Source organism: Burkholderia sp. 9120 (assembly GCF_000745015.1).
Taxonomy (GTDB): domain Bacteria; phylum Pseudomonadota; class Gammaproteobacteria; order Burkholderiales; family Burkholderiaceae; genus Paraburkholderia.
Window position 1 is genome coordinate 1,062,214 of sequence record NZ_JQNA01000001.1, and the last position, 14,950, is coordinate 1,077,163.

11 protein-coding genes are annotated in these 14,950 nt (G+C 62.1%); 1 reads left to right on the top strand and 10 read right to left on the bottom strand.

Translation table 11 applies throughout. From position 1 onward, the window contains the following. Nucleotides 1–24: 24 nt before the first annotated feature. From pstS to FA94_RS04680, 5 genes are all read right to left on the bottom strand, one after another. Entirely contained in the window at nt 25–1,056 is a 1,032-nt protein-coding gene (gene pstS / locus FA94_RS04660) for a phosphate ABC transporter substrate-binding protein PstS (protein WP_035547226.1), read from the bottom strand. A gap of 345 nt (nt 1,057–1,401) precedes the next feature. Continuing rightward, nucleotides 1,402–2,760 (bottom strand): phosphoglucosamine mutase, encoded by a 1,359-nt coding sequence (glmM, locus tag FA94_RS04665; protein ID WP_035547229.1) that lies wholly within the window; start codon nt 2,758–2,760, stop codon nt 1,402–1,404. A gap of 25 nt (nt 2,761–2,785) precedes the next feature. Continuing rightward, complete coding sequence (gene folP, locus FA94_RS04670) at nt 2,786–3,601, bottom strand: dihydropteroate synthase (protein ID WP_408306276.1); 816 nt, start codon at nt 3,599–3,601, stop codon at nt 2,786–2,788. Between the two features lie 172 nt (nt 3,602–3,773). Then, on the bottom strand, nt 3,774–5,669 hold the full coding sequence (ftsH, locus tag FA94_RS04675) for an ATP-dependent zinc metalloprotease FtsH (RefSeq protein WP_035547231.1): 1,896 nt from the start codon (nt 5,667–5,669) through the stop codon (nt 3,774–3,776). Nucleotides 5,670–5,858: 189 nt separating this feature from the next. Further along, nucleotides 5,859–6,521, bottom strand: a complete 663-nt coding sequence (locus tag FA94_RS04680) for an RlmE family RNA methyltransferase (RefSeq protein WP_035547234.1) — start codon at nt 6,519–6,521, stop codon at nt 5,859–5,861. A gap of 201 nt (nt 6,522–6,722) precedes the next feature. Here FA94_RS04680 and FA94_RS04685 point away from each other — a divergent pair, with 201 nt between their 5' ends. Beyond that, entirely contained in the window at nt 6,723–7,253 is a 531-nt protein-coding gene (locus FA94_RS04685) for a YhbY family RNA-binding protein (protein WP_035547237.1), read from the top strand. Nucleotides 7,254–7,483: 230 nt separating this feature from the next. On the opposite strand, the gene FA94_RS04690 is transcribed toward FA94_RS04685, so the two are convergent. From FA94_RS04690 to FA94_RS04710, 5 genes are all read right to left on the bottom strand, one after another. Next, nucleotides 7,484–7,996 (bottom strand): DUF4149 domain-containing protein, encoded by a 513-nt coding sequence (locus FA94_RS04690; protein ID WP_035547239.1) that lies wholly within the window; start codon nt 7,994–7,996, stop codon nt 7,484–7,486. Nucleotides 7,997–8,016: 20 nt separating this feature from the next. Next, nucleotides 8,017–8,493 carry a transcription elongation factor GreA gene (gene greA / locus FA94_RS04695; protein ID WP_035547241.1) on the bottom strand — a complete coding sequence of 159 codons (477 nt, stop codon included), beginning with the start codon at nt 8,491–8,493 and terminating at the stop codon, nt 8,017–8,019. Between the two features lie 151 nt (nt 8,494–8,644). Next, on the bottom strand, nt 8,645–11,899 hold the full coding sequence (gene carB / locus FA94_RS04700; RefSeq protein WP_035547244.1) for a carbamoyl-phosphate synthase large subunit: 3,255 nt from the start codon (nt 11,897–11,899) through the stop codon (nt 8,645–8,647). 148 nt (nt 11,900–12,047) lie between these two features. After that, nucleotides 12,048–13,202 (bottom strand): glutamine-hydrolyzing carbamoyl-phosphate synthase small subunit, encoded by a 1,155-nt coding sequence (gene carA / locus FA94_RS04705; protein ID WP_035547247.1) that lies wholly within the window; start codon nt 13,200–13,202, stop codon nt 12,048–12,050. A gap of 440 nt (nt 13,203–13,642) precedes the next feature. After that, complete coding sequence (locus FA94_RS04710; RefSeq protein ID WP_035547250.1) at nt 13,643–14,884, bottom strand: MFS transporter; 1,242 nt, start codon at nt 14,882–14,884, stop codon at nt 13,643–13,645. Nucleotides 14,885–14,950: the final 66 nt, after the last annotated feature.

The window sequence follows — 14,950 nt, forward strand, 5'->3', positions numbered from 1 at the left end:
GCCTCTCGCGTCGCTTACTGTCGCTTACTCGGCGATTGCCTTGCCCGAAGCGTCTTTCACTTTCGACTTCCATTGCGAACGGATTTCAGCCGTCACCGAATCCGGCAGCGAGATGTAGTCCAGATCGTTTGCAGCCTGGGTGCCGTTCTTGAACGCCCAGTCGAAGAACTTCAGCGTTTCCGTGCCTTGCGCCGGCTTGTCCTGCGCCGTGTGCAGCAGCACGAACGTTGCGCCGACGATCGGCCATGCGTCCTTGCCCGGCTCGTTCGTCAGGATCTGATAGAACGACTTCGACCAGTCAGCACCGGCTGCCGCTGCCTTGAACGTTTCCGTCTTCGGCTCGACCACTGCGCCCGTCGAATTCTTCATCGCCACGTACGTCATGTGGTTCTGCTTGGCGTACGCCCATTCCACATAGCCGATTGCGCCCGGCAGACGTTGCACGAAGGCTGCGACGCCGTCGTTGCCCTTGCCGCCCGTACCCGTCGGCCAGCTGACCGTTGCGCCTTCACCGACCTTCGACTTCCAGTCTGCGTTGACCTTCGACAGGTAGTTCGTCCAGATGAACGTGGTGCCCGAACCGTCGGCGCGGCGAACCACGGCGATGTCCGTATCCGGCAGCTTGACCTTCGGGTTCAACGCGACGATTGCCGGGTCATTCCACTTCTTGATCTTGCCCAGGTAGATGTCGCCGAGCACTTCGCCCGACAGCGTCAATTCACCGGCCTTCACGCCCGGCACGTTGATCGCCGGCACCACGCCGCCAACCACCGTCGGGAACTGGAACAGACCTGCCTTCGCGAGTTCGTCGTCCTTCAGGGGAGCGTCCGAGCCGGCGAAATCAACCGTCTTCGCTTCGATCTGCTTGATACCGCCCGACGAACCGATGCCCTGGTAGTTGACTTTGCCGCCGCCGGTTTTCTGATAGGCGTCAGCCCACTTCGTGTAAATCGGTGCTGCGAAGGTGCTGCCCGCGCCGGTGATGTCTGCGGCTTGCGCTGCGATCGCGAAAAGCGCGCCAGCGACGCCAGCGAACACGGTTTGCATCAATTTCATGAGACTCTCCAAGGTGTGAGCGGTGTGAGCGAATAACACGAACACCGCGAAGCTTAGGGTCTCTTTGTGACAGTAACGTGACTTACCGTGAAACAGATGTGACAGTAGGATTACGAGGGTGAAAGGCGTTTTGACGGACAAAATGCCGATTTGACGGAATTGCCGACGCCGTTCTGAAGATTAGGCGATAAAGATGGGGCGCGAACGTTTGCGTGCGGGTTTTGGGTTTGGGTTTTGCTTTTTTGATTTTTTTGCTGCAGGGGGTCCGCTGGATTGTCTGGCGGTAAACGGTCAGCGGCGGGGCGACCTCTCGATCGCCCCGCCGCTGTTCGACACATCCGAAATTTAGGCCGTTGCCTGCTTGACCGCGCCGGCAATCGCTTCCGCGTGACGGATCGCGTCATCGGCATGCTCGGCTTCCACCATCACGCGCAGCACCGGTTCCGTACCGGATGCGCGAATCAGCACGCGGCCGCGGCCATGCAGCGCCTCCTCGGCATGACTGATCGCGCGACGGATCGCGTCGCTGCCCTTCCAGTCCGCGTCGGGCTTCATCCGCACGTTGATCAGCTTTTGCGGGAACAGCGTCACGCCGTCGAGCAGATCGGCCAGCGTCTGCTCGCTGCGCTTCATCGCGGCCAGCACGAGCAACGCAGAGACGATGCCGTCGCCGGTCGAATGGCGGTCAAGGGAGAGAATATGGCCGGAGCCTTCCGCTCCGAGTTGCCAGCCGTGCTCGCGCAACTGCTCGAGCACGTAGCGGTCGCCCACCGCCGCGCGGACGAACTTCACACCGTCTCGTTGCAGCGCGACTTCAACCGCCATGTTGGTCATCAAGGTGCCGACCGCGCCTTCCACCTTGCCCTCTGTCGCGACGCGATCCTTGACCAGCACGTACAGCAATTCGTCGCCGTTATACAGGCGGCCGGCTGCGTCGACGATCTGCAGACGGTCGGCGTCGCCGTCGAGCGCAATGCCGAGGTCGGCGTGGTTCGCGCGCACCGCGCGCACCAGCGCGTCCGGCGCGGTCGCGCCGACGCCGTCGTTGATGTTGAAGCCGTTCGGCGCGACGCCGATCGGAATCACGTCCGCGCCGAGTTCGTGGAACACGTGCGGTGCGATGTCGTAGGCGGCGCCGTGCGCACAATCCACCACCAGCTTCAGCCCGCGCAGGTCGAACGCGGCCGGGAACGTGCTCTTGCAGAACTCGATGTAGCGGCCGGCGGCGTCGTCGAGACGTCGCGCCTTGCCGAGTTGCTCGGAAGCCGCGCAGGAGAGCGGCAGATCGAGCTGCTCTTCGATCTGCAATTCCACTTCGTCGGGCAGCTTGTTGCCGTCGGCGGAGAAGAATTTGATGCCGTTGTCGTAGTACGGATTGTGCGATGCGCTGATCACCACGCCCGCGGCGAGCCGCAACGCGCGCGTCAGGTAGGCGACACCGGGAGTCGGCATCGGGCCGGCCAGCATCACGTCGACGCCTGCCGCCGAGAAACCCGCTTCCAGCGCGGCTTCGAGCATGTAGCCCGACACCCGCGTGTCTTTGCCGATCAGCACGGTCGGCCGGGCGCCGCTCTTAGCCCAGCGGTCCGCGCCCGCGAGCACCTTGCCGGCCGCGTAGCCGAGCCGCAACACAAACTCCGGCGTAATCGGGCCTTCGCCGACCTTGCCTCGAATCCCATCCGTTCCAAAATAACGACGTGCCATGTTTTATCTTCCTCCTTGGCTTTTTTCAGGTTCTAGCCTGCGGGCGGCTTATCGCCGCATCGCGCATGGCTGCCCACACTTTCAATGCATCCACTGTTTGCGCGACATCATGCACGCGCAGAATCGCGGCGCCCCGCTCGGCGGCACACACCGCCGCGGCGACGCTGCCGGCGACGCGCTCCGGCGCCGGACGCCCAATCACCGCGCCGACCATCGACTTACGCGACATGCCCGCGAGAATCGGATACGGCGGCTTGGCCCGCGGCGCCGTGTCCTGCAGATGCGCGAGCAAAGTGTAGTTGTGTTCGATGACCGCTTTACCGAAGCCGAAGCCCGGATCCACGCTGATACGCGCGCGCGCGACGCCTGCTTGCGTCAACGCGGCCACACGTTCCTCGAGAAACTGCCGGACTTCGCCGATTACATCATCGTAGACAGGCTCGCCGAGCTGCATGGTTTGCGGCTCGCCGAGCATATGCATTACACATAGGCCACAGTTGCTGTCGCGTACCGCGTCGATGGCGCCGGACATGCGGAAGCCCCAGATGTCGTTGATCAGATCGGCGCCTGCGCTCAACGCATGGCGCATCACTTCGGGCTTGTAGGTATCGATCGACAACGGCACGTTCGCCGCGCGAAGCTGCTCGACGAGCGGAATCACCCGTTCAAGCTCTTCGTCGAGCGGCACCGGCGGCGCGCCGGGCCGGGTGGACTCGCCGCCAATGTCGATGATGTCCGCGCCGTCGAGCAGCATACGCTCGGCCTGGCGCAGCGCGTCGCCGCGCATGGCGTATTGACCACCGTCGGAAAACGAGTCCGGCGTGATGTTCAGGATGCCCATGACCAACGGGCGTTCAAAGGTCAGCTTGAAGCGTCCGCATTGCAGCGGCTCGGGCAACGGAGCGGGAGATAAATCGACTGTCGACACGTAGCGATGCATTAAATAAAACGAGATAAATGCAAAACGGGCCGGTGTGAAAACACACCGGCCCGCACTTTCTACTTCTGGCTCATCAAGCCGGCGCGGTCGCGCTACCCGGCTTGACCTCGGTGCCCGGGCTGCCGCCCGACGAGGCGTCGCTTGCCGACGGTGTCGAGCTGCTGGTCTTCGGCGAACGCGGCGGAAGACCTGCCATGATGTCGTTGATCTGATCGGCGTCGATCGTTTCCCACTCCATCAAAGCGGCGGTCATGGCTTCGACCTTGTCGCGGTTTTCGTCCAGCAGGCGCTTGGCGAGGTTGTACTGCTCGTCCAGCACGCGACGGATTTCCGCGTCGACCTTTTGCTGCGTCGCTTCCGAAATGGTCCGCGTGAAACCGCGGCCAAACGGCGTGGCGTCGTTTTCGTCGTCGACGTAGACCATCGGTCCGAGCGCGTCCGTCATACCGAAGCGAGCCACCATGGCGCGCGCGGTTTGCGTGGCCTTGTTGAAGTCGTCCGATGCGCCGGTGCTGATCAGATTCAGGAACAACTCTTCCGCTACGCGACCGCCGAACAGGATCGCCAGACGATCCAGCAGATAGTCTTTCGAGTACGTTTCGTTGTCGTGCTCCGGCAACTGCCACGTCACGCCAAGTGCACGGCCGCGCGGAATGATCGTGACCTTGTGCACCGGATCGGCCTTCGGCAACAGCTTGGCGATCACCGCATGACCCGACTCGTGGTAAGCCGTGGCGCGCTTCGATTCTTCGCGGATCACGGCCGACTTACGCTCCGGACCCATGAAGATCTTGTCTTTCGCGTCTTCGAAGTCGTTCATCTCGACGATGCGCTTGCCGCGACGAGCCGCGAACAGTGCCGCTTCGTTCACGAGATTCGCGAGGTCAGCGCCCGAGAAGCCCGGCGTGCCGCGTGCGATCACCGCTGCGTCGACGTCGTTCGAAATCGGCACCTTGCGCAGGTGAACCTTCATGATGTGCTCGCGACCGCGAATGTCCGGCAGACCGACATACACCTGACGGTCGAAACGGCCCGGACGCAGCAGCGCCTTATCGAGCACGTCCGAACGGTTCGTTGCAGCGATCACGATCACGCCAGAGTTCGCTTCGAAGCCGTCCATCTCGACCAGCATCTGGTTCAAGGTCTGTTCGCGCTCGTCGTTACCGCCGCCCATGCCGGCGCCACGATGACGGCCGACCGCGTCGATTTCGTCGATGAACACGATGCACGGTGCGTGCTTCTTGGCCTGCTCGAACATGTCACGCACACGAGCCGCACCGACACCGACGAACATTTCCACGAAGTCCGAACCCGAGATGCTAAAGAACGGCACTTTCGCTTCACCGGCGATAGCGCGCGCCAGCAGCGTCTTACCGGTTCCCGGCGGCCCGACCAGCAGCACGCCGCGCGGTATCCGCCCGCCCAGCTTCTGGAACTTCTGCGGATCGCGAAGGAAGTCGACCAGCTCAGACACTTCTTCTTTCGCTTCGTCGCAGCCAGCAACGTCGGTGAAATTGATTGCGTTGTTGTTTTCGTCGATCAGACGCGCACGGGATTTACCGAACGAGAACGCACCGCCTTTCCCGCCTCCCTGCATCTGTCTCATCATGTAGAACCAGAAACCGATGATCAGGATCGTCGGCCCGAGATAGTACAGCGCCGACACGAGCGCATTCGGTTCGTCGTCAGCCTTGCCGCTCACCTGAACGCCGTACTTCATCAGATCGCCGACCATCCAGATGTCACCGGGCGACACGATCTGGTATTTCTGGCCGTCTGCTGGAGTGACCGTGAGGTTACGCCCCTGGACAATGACGTTCTTGACTTTGCCGGCCTTCGCGTCGTCCATGAACTGCGAATAGGAAACGCCTTCCTGGACACGGGGCTTGTCGAACTGCTTGAACACCGTAAACAGCACCAGTGCGATAACCAGCCACACTGCTGCCTTCGAAAACATATTGTTGTTCAAAGCACCACTCCTTCACTTAGACGGGCGCCTACATTTGCCTTGCGGCACCACGAAAGCATTCTAATCCAGTCCGCAGACCCCTGCCATAAGGTTTCGCTACCACAGAAATAGCGTAGCGGGCATTTACCGCGCCGATTTCCGACGCCATGAAGCCATTATCGGCAGATGCGGATCCGTCCTGCAGCTTCCCTATGCGGGCCGCTTGAGATGCTTACCCAAAATAAACGTTTCTGACGACTTGTCCCGCGACGCTTTCGGCTTGCGGGCCGCCACCACCTTGAACTGTTGCTTGAACTTTTCGACAATCTGGCTGTAACCGCTGCCATGGAAACATTTGACTAAAAGGGCACCATCCGGCTTCAGGTGATTTTGCGAAAATTCCATCGCAAGATCGCACAGATGCTCGATTCGCGCGGCATCCGCCACCGCCACTCCCGACAGGTTGGGCGCCATATCCGAAATTACAAGGTCGACCTGACGTTCTCCGACCAATTCTTCCAGTTGGAGCACCACCGAGTCTTCGCGGAAGTCGCCCAGGATGAAGTGAACGTCGGAAATCGGCTCCATGGGCAGCATGTCCAGCGCGATGATGGTCCCGTCGATGCCGCCCTGACGTTCGGCGTCGCGCTGCGAGCCCTTCGCCAGCTTGTTGCGTGCGTACTGGCTCCAGCTACCCGGCACTGAGCCCAGATCGACGATCACCTGCCCCGGCCGGATCAGCTTGTCCTGTTCGTCGATTTCCTTGAGCTTATAGGCCGCGCGGGCGCGATAGCCCTCCCGCTGCGCCATTTTCACGTACGGATCGTTGATGTGGTCGTGCAGCCACGCGGTATTGAACTTGTTTTTTGCCATTAAACGTTGAACTCTTGCTGCGTCATGTCGCGCTTTAGCGGATAATACGCGGTTAATTCGCGCGGACACCGCCAAAACTGGCTGCCATCCGCGATTCTGATGTTCTGACGCGCCGCCCTGCCGAACCGCCCCGATCGAGCCAATCGAACGACTGGATCGGAAACGCAGGTGCCGCCATTTTAGTCGAGTCTCCCACTTTCCATGTCTGCCCTCAAAGTCTCTACCGACCAACGCGCCGAGTTGCGCTCCCAGGCACATGCGCTCAAACCGGTCGTGCTCGTCGGCGCCGAAGGTTTGACCGACGCTGTGCTGACCGAAATCAAGGTTCACCTGGGCGCGCACCAGTTGATCAAAATCCGCGTGTTCGGCGACGAACGCGAAGAACGCATCGCGATCTACGAAGAAATCTGCGACAAACTGAATGCCGCGCCGATTCAGCATATCGGCAAGCTGCTGGTGATCTGGAAGCCGGAAGCGGCCGAAAAACCCGCAGCGAAGACCAAGCGCGGCGCCCTGCCGAGCGCTCGCGAAGCCGCTGTCGAAGCCAAGCCGGGTAAAGGCCGTGCACCGCGCGTCGTCACCGTGGTAAAGCCCAGCGAAATCCCGATGCGCAAGCCGAAGGCCAAAGCAGTCGTCGTGCGTGGCAATGAACGCGTCACGCAAGGCGGCAACATCAAGCGCGCCAAGAAGCGCCAAACCAGCGCGAAGCGCTCGCATCAGTCGTCGAAATAAACGGGTGATGAGAGGTGCGGGCGAGGTCCGCACCTTGGGTTCAGTCGGCACAGGTCCCGCTTTCCTGGACTTGTGCCGACAGCAGCAGCCGCCGGGAATTTAGCAGCGCGATCGTGCAGCACTGCATCGACCAGATTGCGGCTTGTTGAGCAACGCTATCAGCCAAGCCCAACTCAACCCGCCACGCGCGCACTAACCGGCGCCGCGGTTATAGCACACCACCGCCGCGCTCAGCCGGCAACCTTCCCCGCCGTATCGCGAGCAGCACCCTGCTCCGCTACTACAATGCCGGCGCCCGCGGGCAGCTTCCACACCAGCGCGACGCCCAGCAGGCTCTCAATCAGATAGAACAGACTCGACACGCCGTGCAGAATGCCAAAGCGAGTCGCGTAAGCCGAATGCCCGACATCCGTGCCCGCCTGCAGCGCGGCAATGCGTATTGCATTCATAAACGGCTGCAACGCGAAGTAGCCCACCAGCACACACACCAGCATGCCGACAATCAGCCAGCGCAACTGGCGATAAGCGTTAGCGCCACGCCGAACCAGCACGTTGGCCAGCCCCAGCAGCAAAATGCCGCACACGGCGCCCAGCACACCCTCGATGCGAAACAGTTGCGCCGCCACCGCGCCGGCCGAAATCCGGTCGAGCGATGTGAATAACACCGGCGCGACCGCATAGCCGATAGTCAGCAGACTACCGACCCAGACCACCGTCAAGAGGCGGAAGAAACGATGCGGCATCAAGGACACCGGAGCCGCTTTCAAACGTAGCTCACCGCGATGATTTCGTATTCGCGCACGCCGCTAGGCGCCTGCACCGAGGCCACGTCGCCTTCGGACTTACCGATCAATGCACGCGCGATCGGCGAGCTGATCGAGATCAGGCCGTGGTCGATGTCCGCTTCGTCGTCGCCGACGATCTGATACTTGACCGGCGCGCCCGAGTCCAGGTCTTCGAGCTCGACCGTCGCGCCAAACACCACGCGGCCGTCCGCGTCAACCAACGCCGGATCGATGACTTGCGCACCGGCCAGCTTCGATTCGATCTCGGCAATGCGGCCTTCGATAAAACCCTGCTTTTCCTTCGCCGCGTCGTATTCCGAGTTTTCCGACAGATCGCCCTGGGCACGCGCTTCGGAGATCGATTTGATCACCGCCGGACGCTCAACCGATTTCAGGCGCTGCAACTCATCGCGCAACATTTCCGCGCCGCGCTTCGTCAATGGAACAGTGCTCATAAACAACTCTATGCAAAAAACAGCCGTAAAAAAAATCACCGCGGTTAAGTGCATTCCGTGGGACGCGGCGACCCGGGCAAAACCCGGACCACAGCACCTGCGGAACGCCGCTTAACCGCGGCACTTACATCTTGGACAGGTATTCGAAGCCTTAGTTTAGGCGAGCGTGCAGCCCTTGTAAATCATAGACTTCGAGGTTCTTCAAATAGCGCAAACCCTCTACCGCGGCACGCGCGCCGGACATCGTCGTGTAGTACGTGACCTTGTTCGCCTGTGCACTCATGCGGATTGAACGCGAGTCGGCGATCGCTGCGCGGGTTTCGTCGACGGTCGTGAAGACCAGCGCGATTTCGCCGTTCTTGATCATGTCGACGATGTGCGGACGGCCGTCCTTCACCTTGTTGACGACCTTCACCGGCACACCCGCCGCTTCGATCGCGGCAGCCGTGCCCTTGGTCGCGACGATCGGATAGCCGAGTTCGTGCAGCATGCGTGCGACTTCGACCGCCTTCGGCTTGTCGGCGTCCATCACGGTCAGCAGCACCGTGCCCGTTTCCGGCAGACGCGAACCCGCCGCGAGCTGCGACTTGAACAGCGCTTCGCCGAACGTCTGACCCACGCCCATCACTTCACCGGTGGAGCGCATTTCCGGTCCGAGCACCGGATCGACCGCCGGGAACTTGACGAACGGGAACACGGCTTCTTTCACGCTGAAGTACGGCGGAATAATTTCCTTCGTCACGCCCTGGTCGGCGAGCTTCTGGCCGACCATCGCGCGCGCCGCGATTTTCGCGAGCGGCAGGCTGGTCGCCTTCGACACGTACGGCACCGTACGCGACGCACGCGGATTCACTTCGAGCACGTAGATGACGTCTTCTTTCGAGCCGTCAGCCTGCGGCACCTGTTGAATCGCGAACTGCACGTTCATCAGGCCGATCACGTTCAGCGCCTTCGCCATTGCGCCGGTTTGACGCTTCAATTCAGCGACGGTTTCCGGCGACAGCGAGTACGGCGGCAGCGAGCAAGCCGAGTCGCCCGAGTGGACGCCCGCCTGTTCGATGTGCTCCATCACGCCGCCGATAAACACCGCTTCGCCGTCCGAAATGCAGTCCACGTCGCATTCGATCGCGTCGTTCAGGAAGCGGTCGAGCAGCACCGGCGAATCGTGCGAGACCTTCACGGCTTCGCGCATATAACGCTCGAGGTCGCGCGGCTCGTGAACGATTTCCATCGCGCGGCCGCCGAGCACGTACGACGGCCGCACCACCAGCGGATAACCGATTTCGTCGGCGAGCTTGAGCGCTTCGTCTTCGGCGCGCGCGGTGCGGTTCGGCGGCTGGCGCAGACCGAGGTCCTGCAGCAGCTTCTGGAAACGCTCGCGGTCTTCCGCGGCGTCGATCATGTCCGGCGACGTGCCGACGATCGGCACACCGTTCGCTTCGAGGTCGAGCGCGAGCTTCAACGGCGTCTGACCGCCGTATTGCACGATCACGCCGACCGGCTTTTCCTTGTCGACGATTTCGAGCACGTCTTCGAGCGTCAGCGATTCGAAGTACAGACGGTCGGACGTGTCGTAGTCGGTCGAAACGGTTTCAGGGTTGCAGTTGACCATGATCGTTTCGTAGCCGTCTTCGCGCATGGCGAGCGCGGCGTGCACGCAGCAGTAGTCGAACTCGATACCCTGGCCGATCCGGTTCGGGCCGCCGCCCAGCACCATGATCTTCTTGTTGTTGGTGGGATTCGCTTCGCACTCTTCCTCGTAGGTCGAGTACATATACGCGGTTTTCGTTGCGAACTCGGCCGCGCATGTGTCGACGCGCTTGTACACCGGGCGCACGTTCAGCTCGATACGGCGCTGACGCACTTCCATCGGCTTCGCGCCGACCAGCTTCGCCAGACGGCGATCCGAGAATCCGCTCTGCTTCAGGTACTTCAGCTCTTCCTTCGTGAGGCTCGCGAGCGACCGGCCGCCCAGCGCCTTTTCCTTCAGGATGATCTGTTCGATCTGCGCGAGGAACCACGGGTCGATCGAGGTTTCTTCGAAGATTTCTTCAGCCGTCATGCCGATACGGAACGCGTCGCCGACGTACCAGATTCGGTCCGGACCGGCTTCGCCGATCTCGCGGATGATCTCGTCGCGGTTATCGGTCTTTTCGTCCAGACCGTCGACGCCGACTTCCAGACCGCGCAGCGCTTTCTGGAACGATTCCTGGAAAGTGCGGCCAATCGCCATCACTTCGCCGACCGACTTCATCTGCGTGGTCAGGCGCGAATCGGCTTCGCGGAATTTCTCGAACGCGAAACGCGGGATCTTGGTGACGACGTAGTCGATCGTCGGTTCGAACGACGCCGGGGTCTGGCCGCCAGTGATTTCGTTCTTCAACTCGTCCAGCGAGTAGCCGACCGCGAGCTTCGCTGCGATCTTGGCGATCGGGAAGCCGGTCGCCTTCGACGCCAACGCCGACGAACGCGACACGCGCGGATTCATTTCGATCACGACCATGCGGCCGTCTTTCGGATTGATCGAGAACTGTACGTTCGACCCGCCGGTGTCGACGCCGATCTCGCGCAGCACCGCGAGCGACGCGTTACGCAGGATCTGGTATTCCTTGTCGGTCAGCGTTTGCGCCGGCGCGACGGTGATCGAGTCGCCGGTGTGGATGCCCATCGGGTCCAGGTTTTCGATCGAGCAGACGATGATGCAGTTGTCCTTTTTGTCGCGGACCACTTCCATCTCGTACTCTTTCCAGCCGAGCAGCGATTCTTCGATCAGCAGTTCGCGCGTGGGCGACAGGTCCAGACCGCGCTTGCAGATCTCTTCGAACTCGTCGCGGTTGTACGCAATGCCGCCGCCCGAACCGCCCAGCGTGAACGACGGCCGGATCACGACCGGATAGCCGCCGCTGCCCGTCAACACAGCGATTTCCGCCTGCACCTGCAGCGCTTCTTCCATGGAATGCGCGGTGCCCGACTTGGCCGAACCGAGGCCAATCCTGGTCATCGCGTCCTTGAATTTCTGGCGGTCTTCCGCCTTGTCGATGGCTTCCGGCGACGCGCCGATCAGCTCGACCTTGTACTTCTCCAGCACGCCGTGCGCGTGCAGGTCGAGCGCGCAATTCAGCGCGGTCTGGCCGCCCATGGTTGGCAGGATCGCGTCGGGGCGCTCCTTGGCGATGATGCGCTCCACCACTTCCCACGTGATCGGCTCGATGTAGGTGACGTCGGCCGTGTTCGGGTCGGTCATGATCGTCGCCGGATTGCTGTTGACGAGGATGACCTTGTAGCCTTCCTCACGCAGCGCCTTGCATGCCTGCGCGCCCGAGTAATCGAACTCGCACGCCTGGCCGATGATGATCGGACCCGCGCCGATAATGAGAATGCTCTTGATGTCTGTCCGCTTGGGCATAACGCTCTCGCTAAATATTCCTGTGTTCTTTCCGTTGGCGCGCGCCGTTGCTACGTTGCGCGCGCTCTGCTGTGTGCGGTTTGCTTCGCGTTGTTCCGTCTCGCGCTGCGAACCGCGCGCCGCCGGAGCGGCGCGTCACATGCTCCGCTTAAGCCGCAGCGGTCTTGCCGGCCTTCTTCGTGTCCATCAACGCCGTGAAGCGGTCGAACAGATAGGCGATGTCGTGCGGACCGGGCGACGCTTCCGGGTGACCCTGGAAGCAGAACGCCGGCTTGTCCGTCAGCGCGAAACCTTGCAGCGTGCCGTCGAACAGCGAAACGTGCGTGGCGCGCGCGTTGGCGGGCAGCGTGGCGGCGTCGACCGCGAAGCCGTGGTTTTGCGACGTGATCACGACGCGGCCGTCGTCCAGATCTTTGACCGGATGGTTCGCGCCGTGGTGGCCGGTCTTCATCTTCATGGTCTTCGCGCCGACCGCGAGGCCCATGATCTGGTGGCCGAGGCAAATACCGAAGGTCGGAATGCCGCGCTCGATCAGCTCTTTGGTGGCCGCGATCGCGTAGTCGCACGGTTCCGGATCGCCCGGGCCGTTCGACAGGAACACGCCGTCCGGGTTGAGCGCGAGCGCGTCAGCGGCGCTGGCTTGCGCCGGCAGCACGGTGACGTGGCAGCCGCGTTCGGCCAGCATGCGCAGAATGTTGTACTTGACGCCGTAGTCGAACGCGACGACGCGGTACTTCGGCGCCTTCTGCGTGCCGTAGCCCTCGCCCAGACGCCATTCGGTCTGGGTCCATTCGTAGGTTTCCTTCGTCGACACGACCTTCGCGAGGTCCATGCCCGAGAGGCCCGGGAACGAGCGCGCGAGTTCGATGGCCTTGGCTTCGTCGTCGGAACCGGCGAGGATCGCGCCGTTCTGCGCCCCCTTGTCGCGCAGCACGCGGGTCAGCATGCGGGTGTCGAGACCGGCGATGGCGACCACGCCTTCGTCTTTGAGGTATTGCGGGAGCGTGCGCTCCATGCGGAAGTTCGACGCAAGAACCGGCAGATCACGGATGATCAGGCCGGCGGCATGGACTTTCGTGGCTTCGACGTCTTCGGCATTCACGCCGACGTTGCCGATATGCGGATACGTGAGGGTCACGATCTGGCGCGCGTAGCTCGGGTCAGTCAGGATTTCCTGATAGCCGGTGATAGCGGTGTTGAACACGACTTCGCCGATGGTATGCCCGGGGGCGCCGATCGAGTAACCACGAAAGACCGTGCCGTCGGCGAGCGCGAGCAGAGCGGGAGAAAATGACGGCAACACGGGAAACTCCTTGGAGGAACACCCTGTTGCCGACCTGTCTATCCGACTGCGAGCCGCAGCGGAACGCATCCATGAGGATGCACGCGCAGACTCGCTCGCGTACTGCCGTTGACGTTGCAAGGGGCGCGATGGGTCCATTGTGTGGACGGATCGGCTGGGTGCGGGGCCCTTCTTGCTACGCCAGTGGCGCGCGGCGGATGAACGGTATGGGAGAGGTAGGCGCTAGGGTGCGGGTTGATAAGCTCAAACCTTAAAATTATAGCGTGAAACACCCCTTCCCGCCAAATCCGAGATGGCAGGCGCGCCGTGGGAGGCTCGCTTTGAATGCACTCAAAGCCTTGCTGCGTCGGGGTTTGAACCCATCGGACAGAATTTATGCGGCGTAAATCAGGATAGTGCCGGTCAATATGACCGGCACTATCAATACCGGTACCGAGGGCTTAGGCGTCTTGCGGCTCGCGAGCGCCGACCGCCTTGACCGGCTTCCTGGCAGGCAGGGCGAACCAGATCGCGCTCAGTATCTGCAGCACGATGAGAATGCCCCAGGCAGTCAGATGCGCGGACACCGGATAGTGCCCGCCGCTCGCCGGCCAGTGCGACAACACCGCGCCGACGCCAATCTGAAAACCGAAAATCAGCAAGAAGATAATCAGATTCAACGTCGTGTTGACGCGGCCCGTCATCTGCGGCGGAAAGTGCCGTGCCATCACCGCGTAGATCAGAATGCCGGTGCCGCCGAACGCCCCATACGCCGCCCACAGCAGGCCGGCAGGCAGCGGCGCCTTGAACACGATCAGCAATTGCGTCACGACGAACAGCGCCATGCCGATCCCGCAAAAGGCATACAGCGAGATGCCGCGCCGCTCGAGACTACGCGCCGCTGCGCCAAAGCCGATGCAGCCAGCCATCATCGCGAAACCGAGAATCGACACCAACGCCGCCGCCTCGCGTGGCGCGAAGCCCTGCACGTCGCGCAACCAGGCGCCGACCCACAGCGACTGCATCGCGTAAAAGACGCCCTGCGTGACGACCGAAAACGACGCGATCTTCCAGAACGCAGCGCTGCCGAGAATGTGCAACGTGCCCTTGAACTGCGTGCTTATGCTCGCCTGATGATGGGTTTCCTTCGTATCGGGCGCGAGCGTCCACAACGCCAGCGCCACCAGCACCGTCATCAGGCCTAGTCCGACACAGACCGTGCGCCACGTGGCGAGACCCAGCACCCAGGTAAGCGGCGAGCCGACCATGACGCCGCCCAGGCCGCCGACCGCCATCACGAGTCCGTTCATCAACGGCAGGCGTGCGGTGGCGAAATGCTGCGCCAGCGCCTTGAACGCGCCGCCGAGGCAGACCGAGACACCCATGCCGATCAGCAGACGCCCCACCATCATCATGCCGACGCTGTGCGCCGCGCCGAACACCCAGATGCCGAGCGCGGCGAATAGCAACGTGCCCGCCGTGACCCGCCGTGAGCCGAAATGATCCAGCAGCACGCCGGCCGGAATCTGCGCGCCCGCGAACCCCAGGAAATACAGACTGGTCAGCACGCCGAGGTTGGCAGCCGACAAACCGAGGTCGTGCGTAATGAATGGCGCAAAACCGAGATTGACGCCGCGAAACACGTAGGAAACGAAGTAGCCCGCGGAAAACAGGAGAAAAACGCGCAGTTGGGTCGGCGACATAAGCTATGAGTGAAACAGCGAGGCAGAACGGAGCTCGAAAGATAAAGCAAATCGGCCGGGCCTGCC

Excerpts from the sequence above, each read along its gene's own strand:
- glmM (WP_035547229.1), bottom strand. The coding sequence starts at position 2,760 with ATGGCACGTCGTTATTTTGGAACGGATGGGATTCGAGGCAAGGTCGGC.
- FA94_RS04680 (WP_035547234.1), bottom strand. The coding sequence starts at position 6,521 with ATGGCAAAAAACAAGTTCAATACCGCGTGGCTGCACGACCACATCAAC.
- carB (WP_035547244.1), bottom strand. The coding sequence starts at position 11,899 with ATGCCCAAGCGGACAGACATCAAGAGCATTCTCATTATCGGCGCGGGT.
- FA94_RS04685 (WP_035547237.1), top strand. The coding sequence starts at position 6,723 with ATGTCTGCCCTCAAAGTCTCTACCGACCAACGCGCCGAGTTGCGCTCC.
- folP (WP_408306276.1), bottom strand. The coding sequence starts at position 3,601 with ATGGGCATCCTGAACATCACGCCGGACTCGTTTTCCGACGGTGGTCAA.
- greA (WP_035547241.1), bottom strand. The coding sequence starts at position 8,493 with ATGAGCACTGTTCCATTGACGAAGCGCGGCGCGGAAATGTTGCGCGAT.
- pstS (WP_035547226.1), bottom strand. The coding sequence starts at position 1,056 with ATGAAATTGATGCAAACCGTGTTCGCTGGCGTCGCTGGCGCGCTTTTC.
- FA94_RS04710 (WP_035547250.1), bottom strand. The coding sequence starts at position 14,884 with ATGTCGCCGACCCAACTGCGCGTTTTTCTCCTGTTTTCCGCGGGCTAC.
- FA94_RS04690 (WP_035547239.1), bottom strand. The coding sequence starts at position 7,996 with ATGCCGCATCGTTTCTTCCGCCTCTTGACGGTGGTCTGGGTCGGTAGT.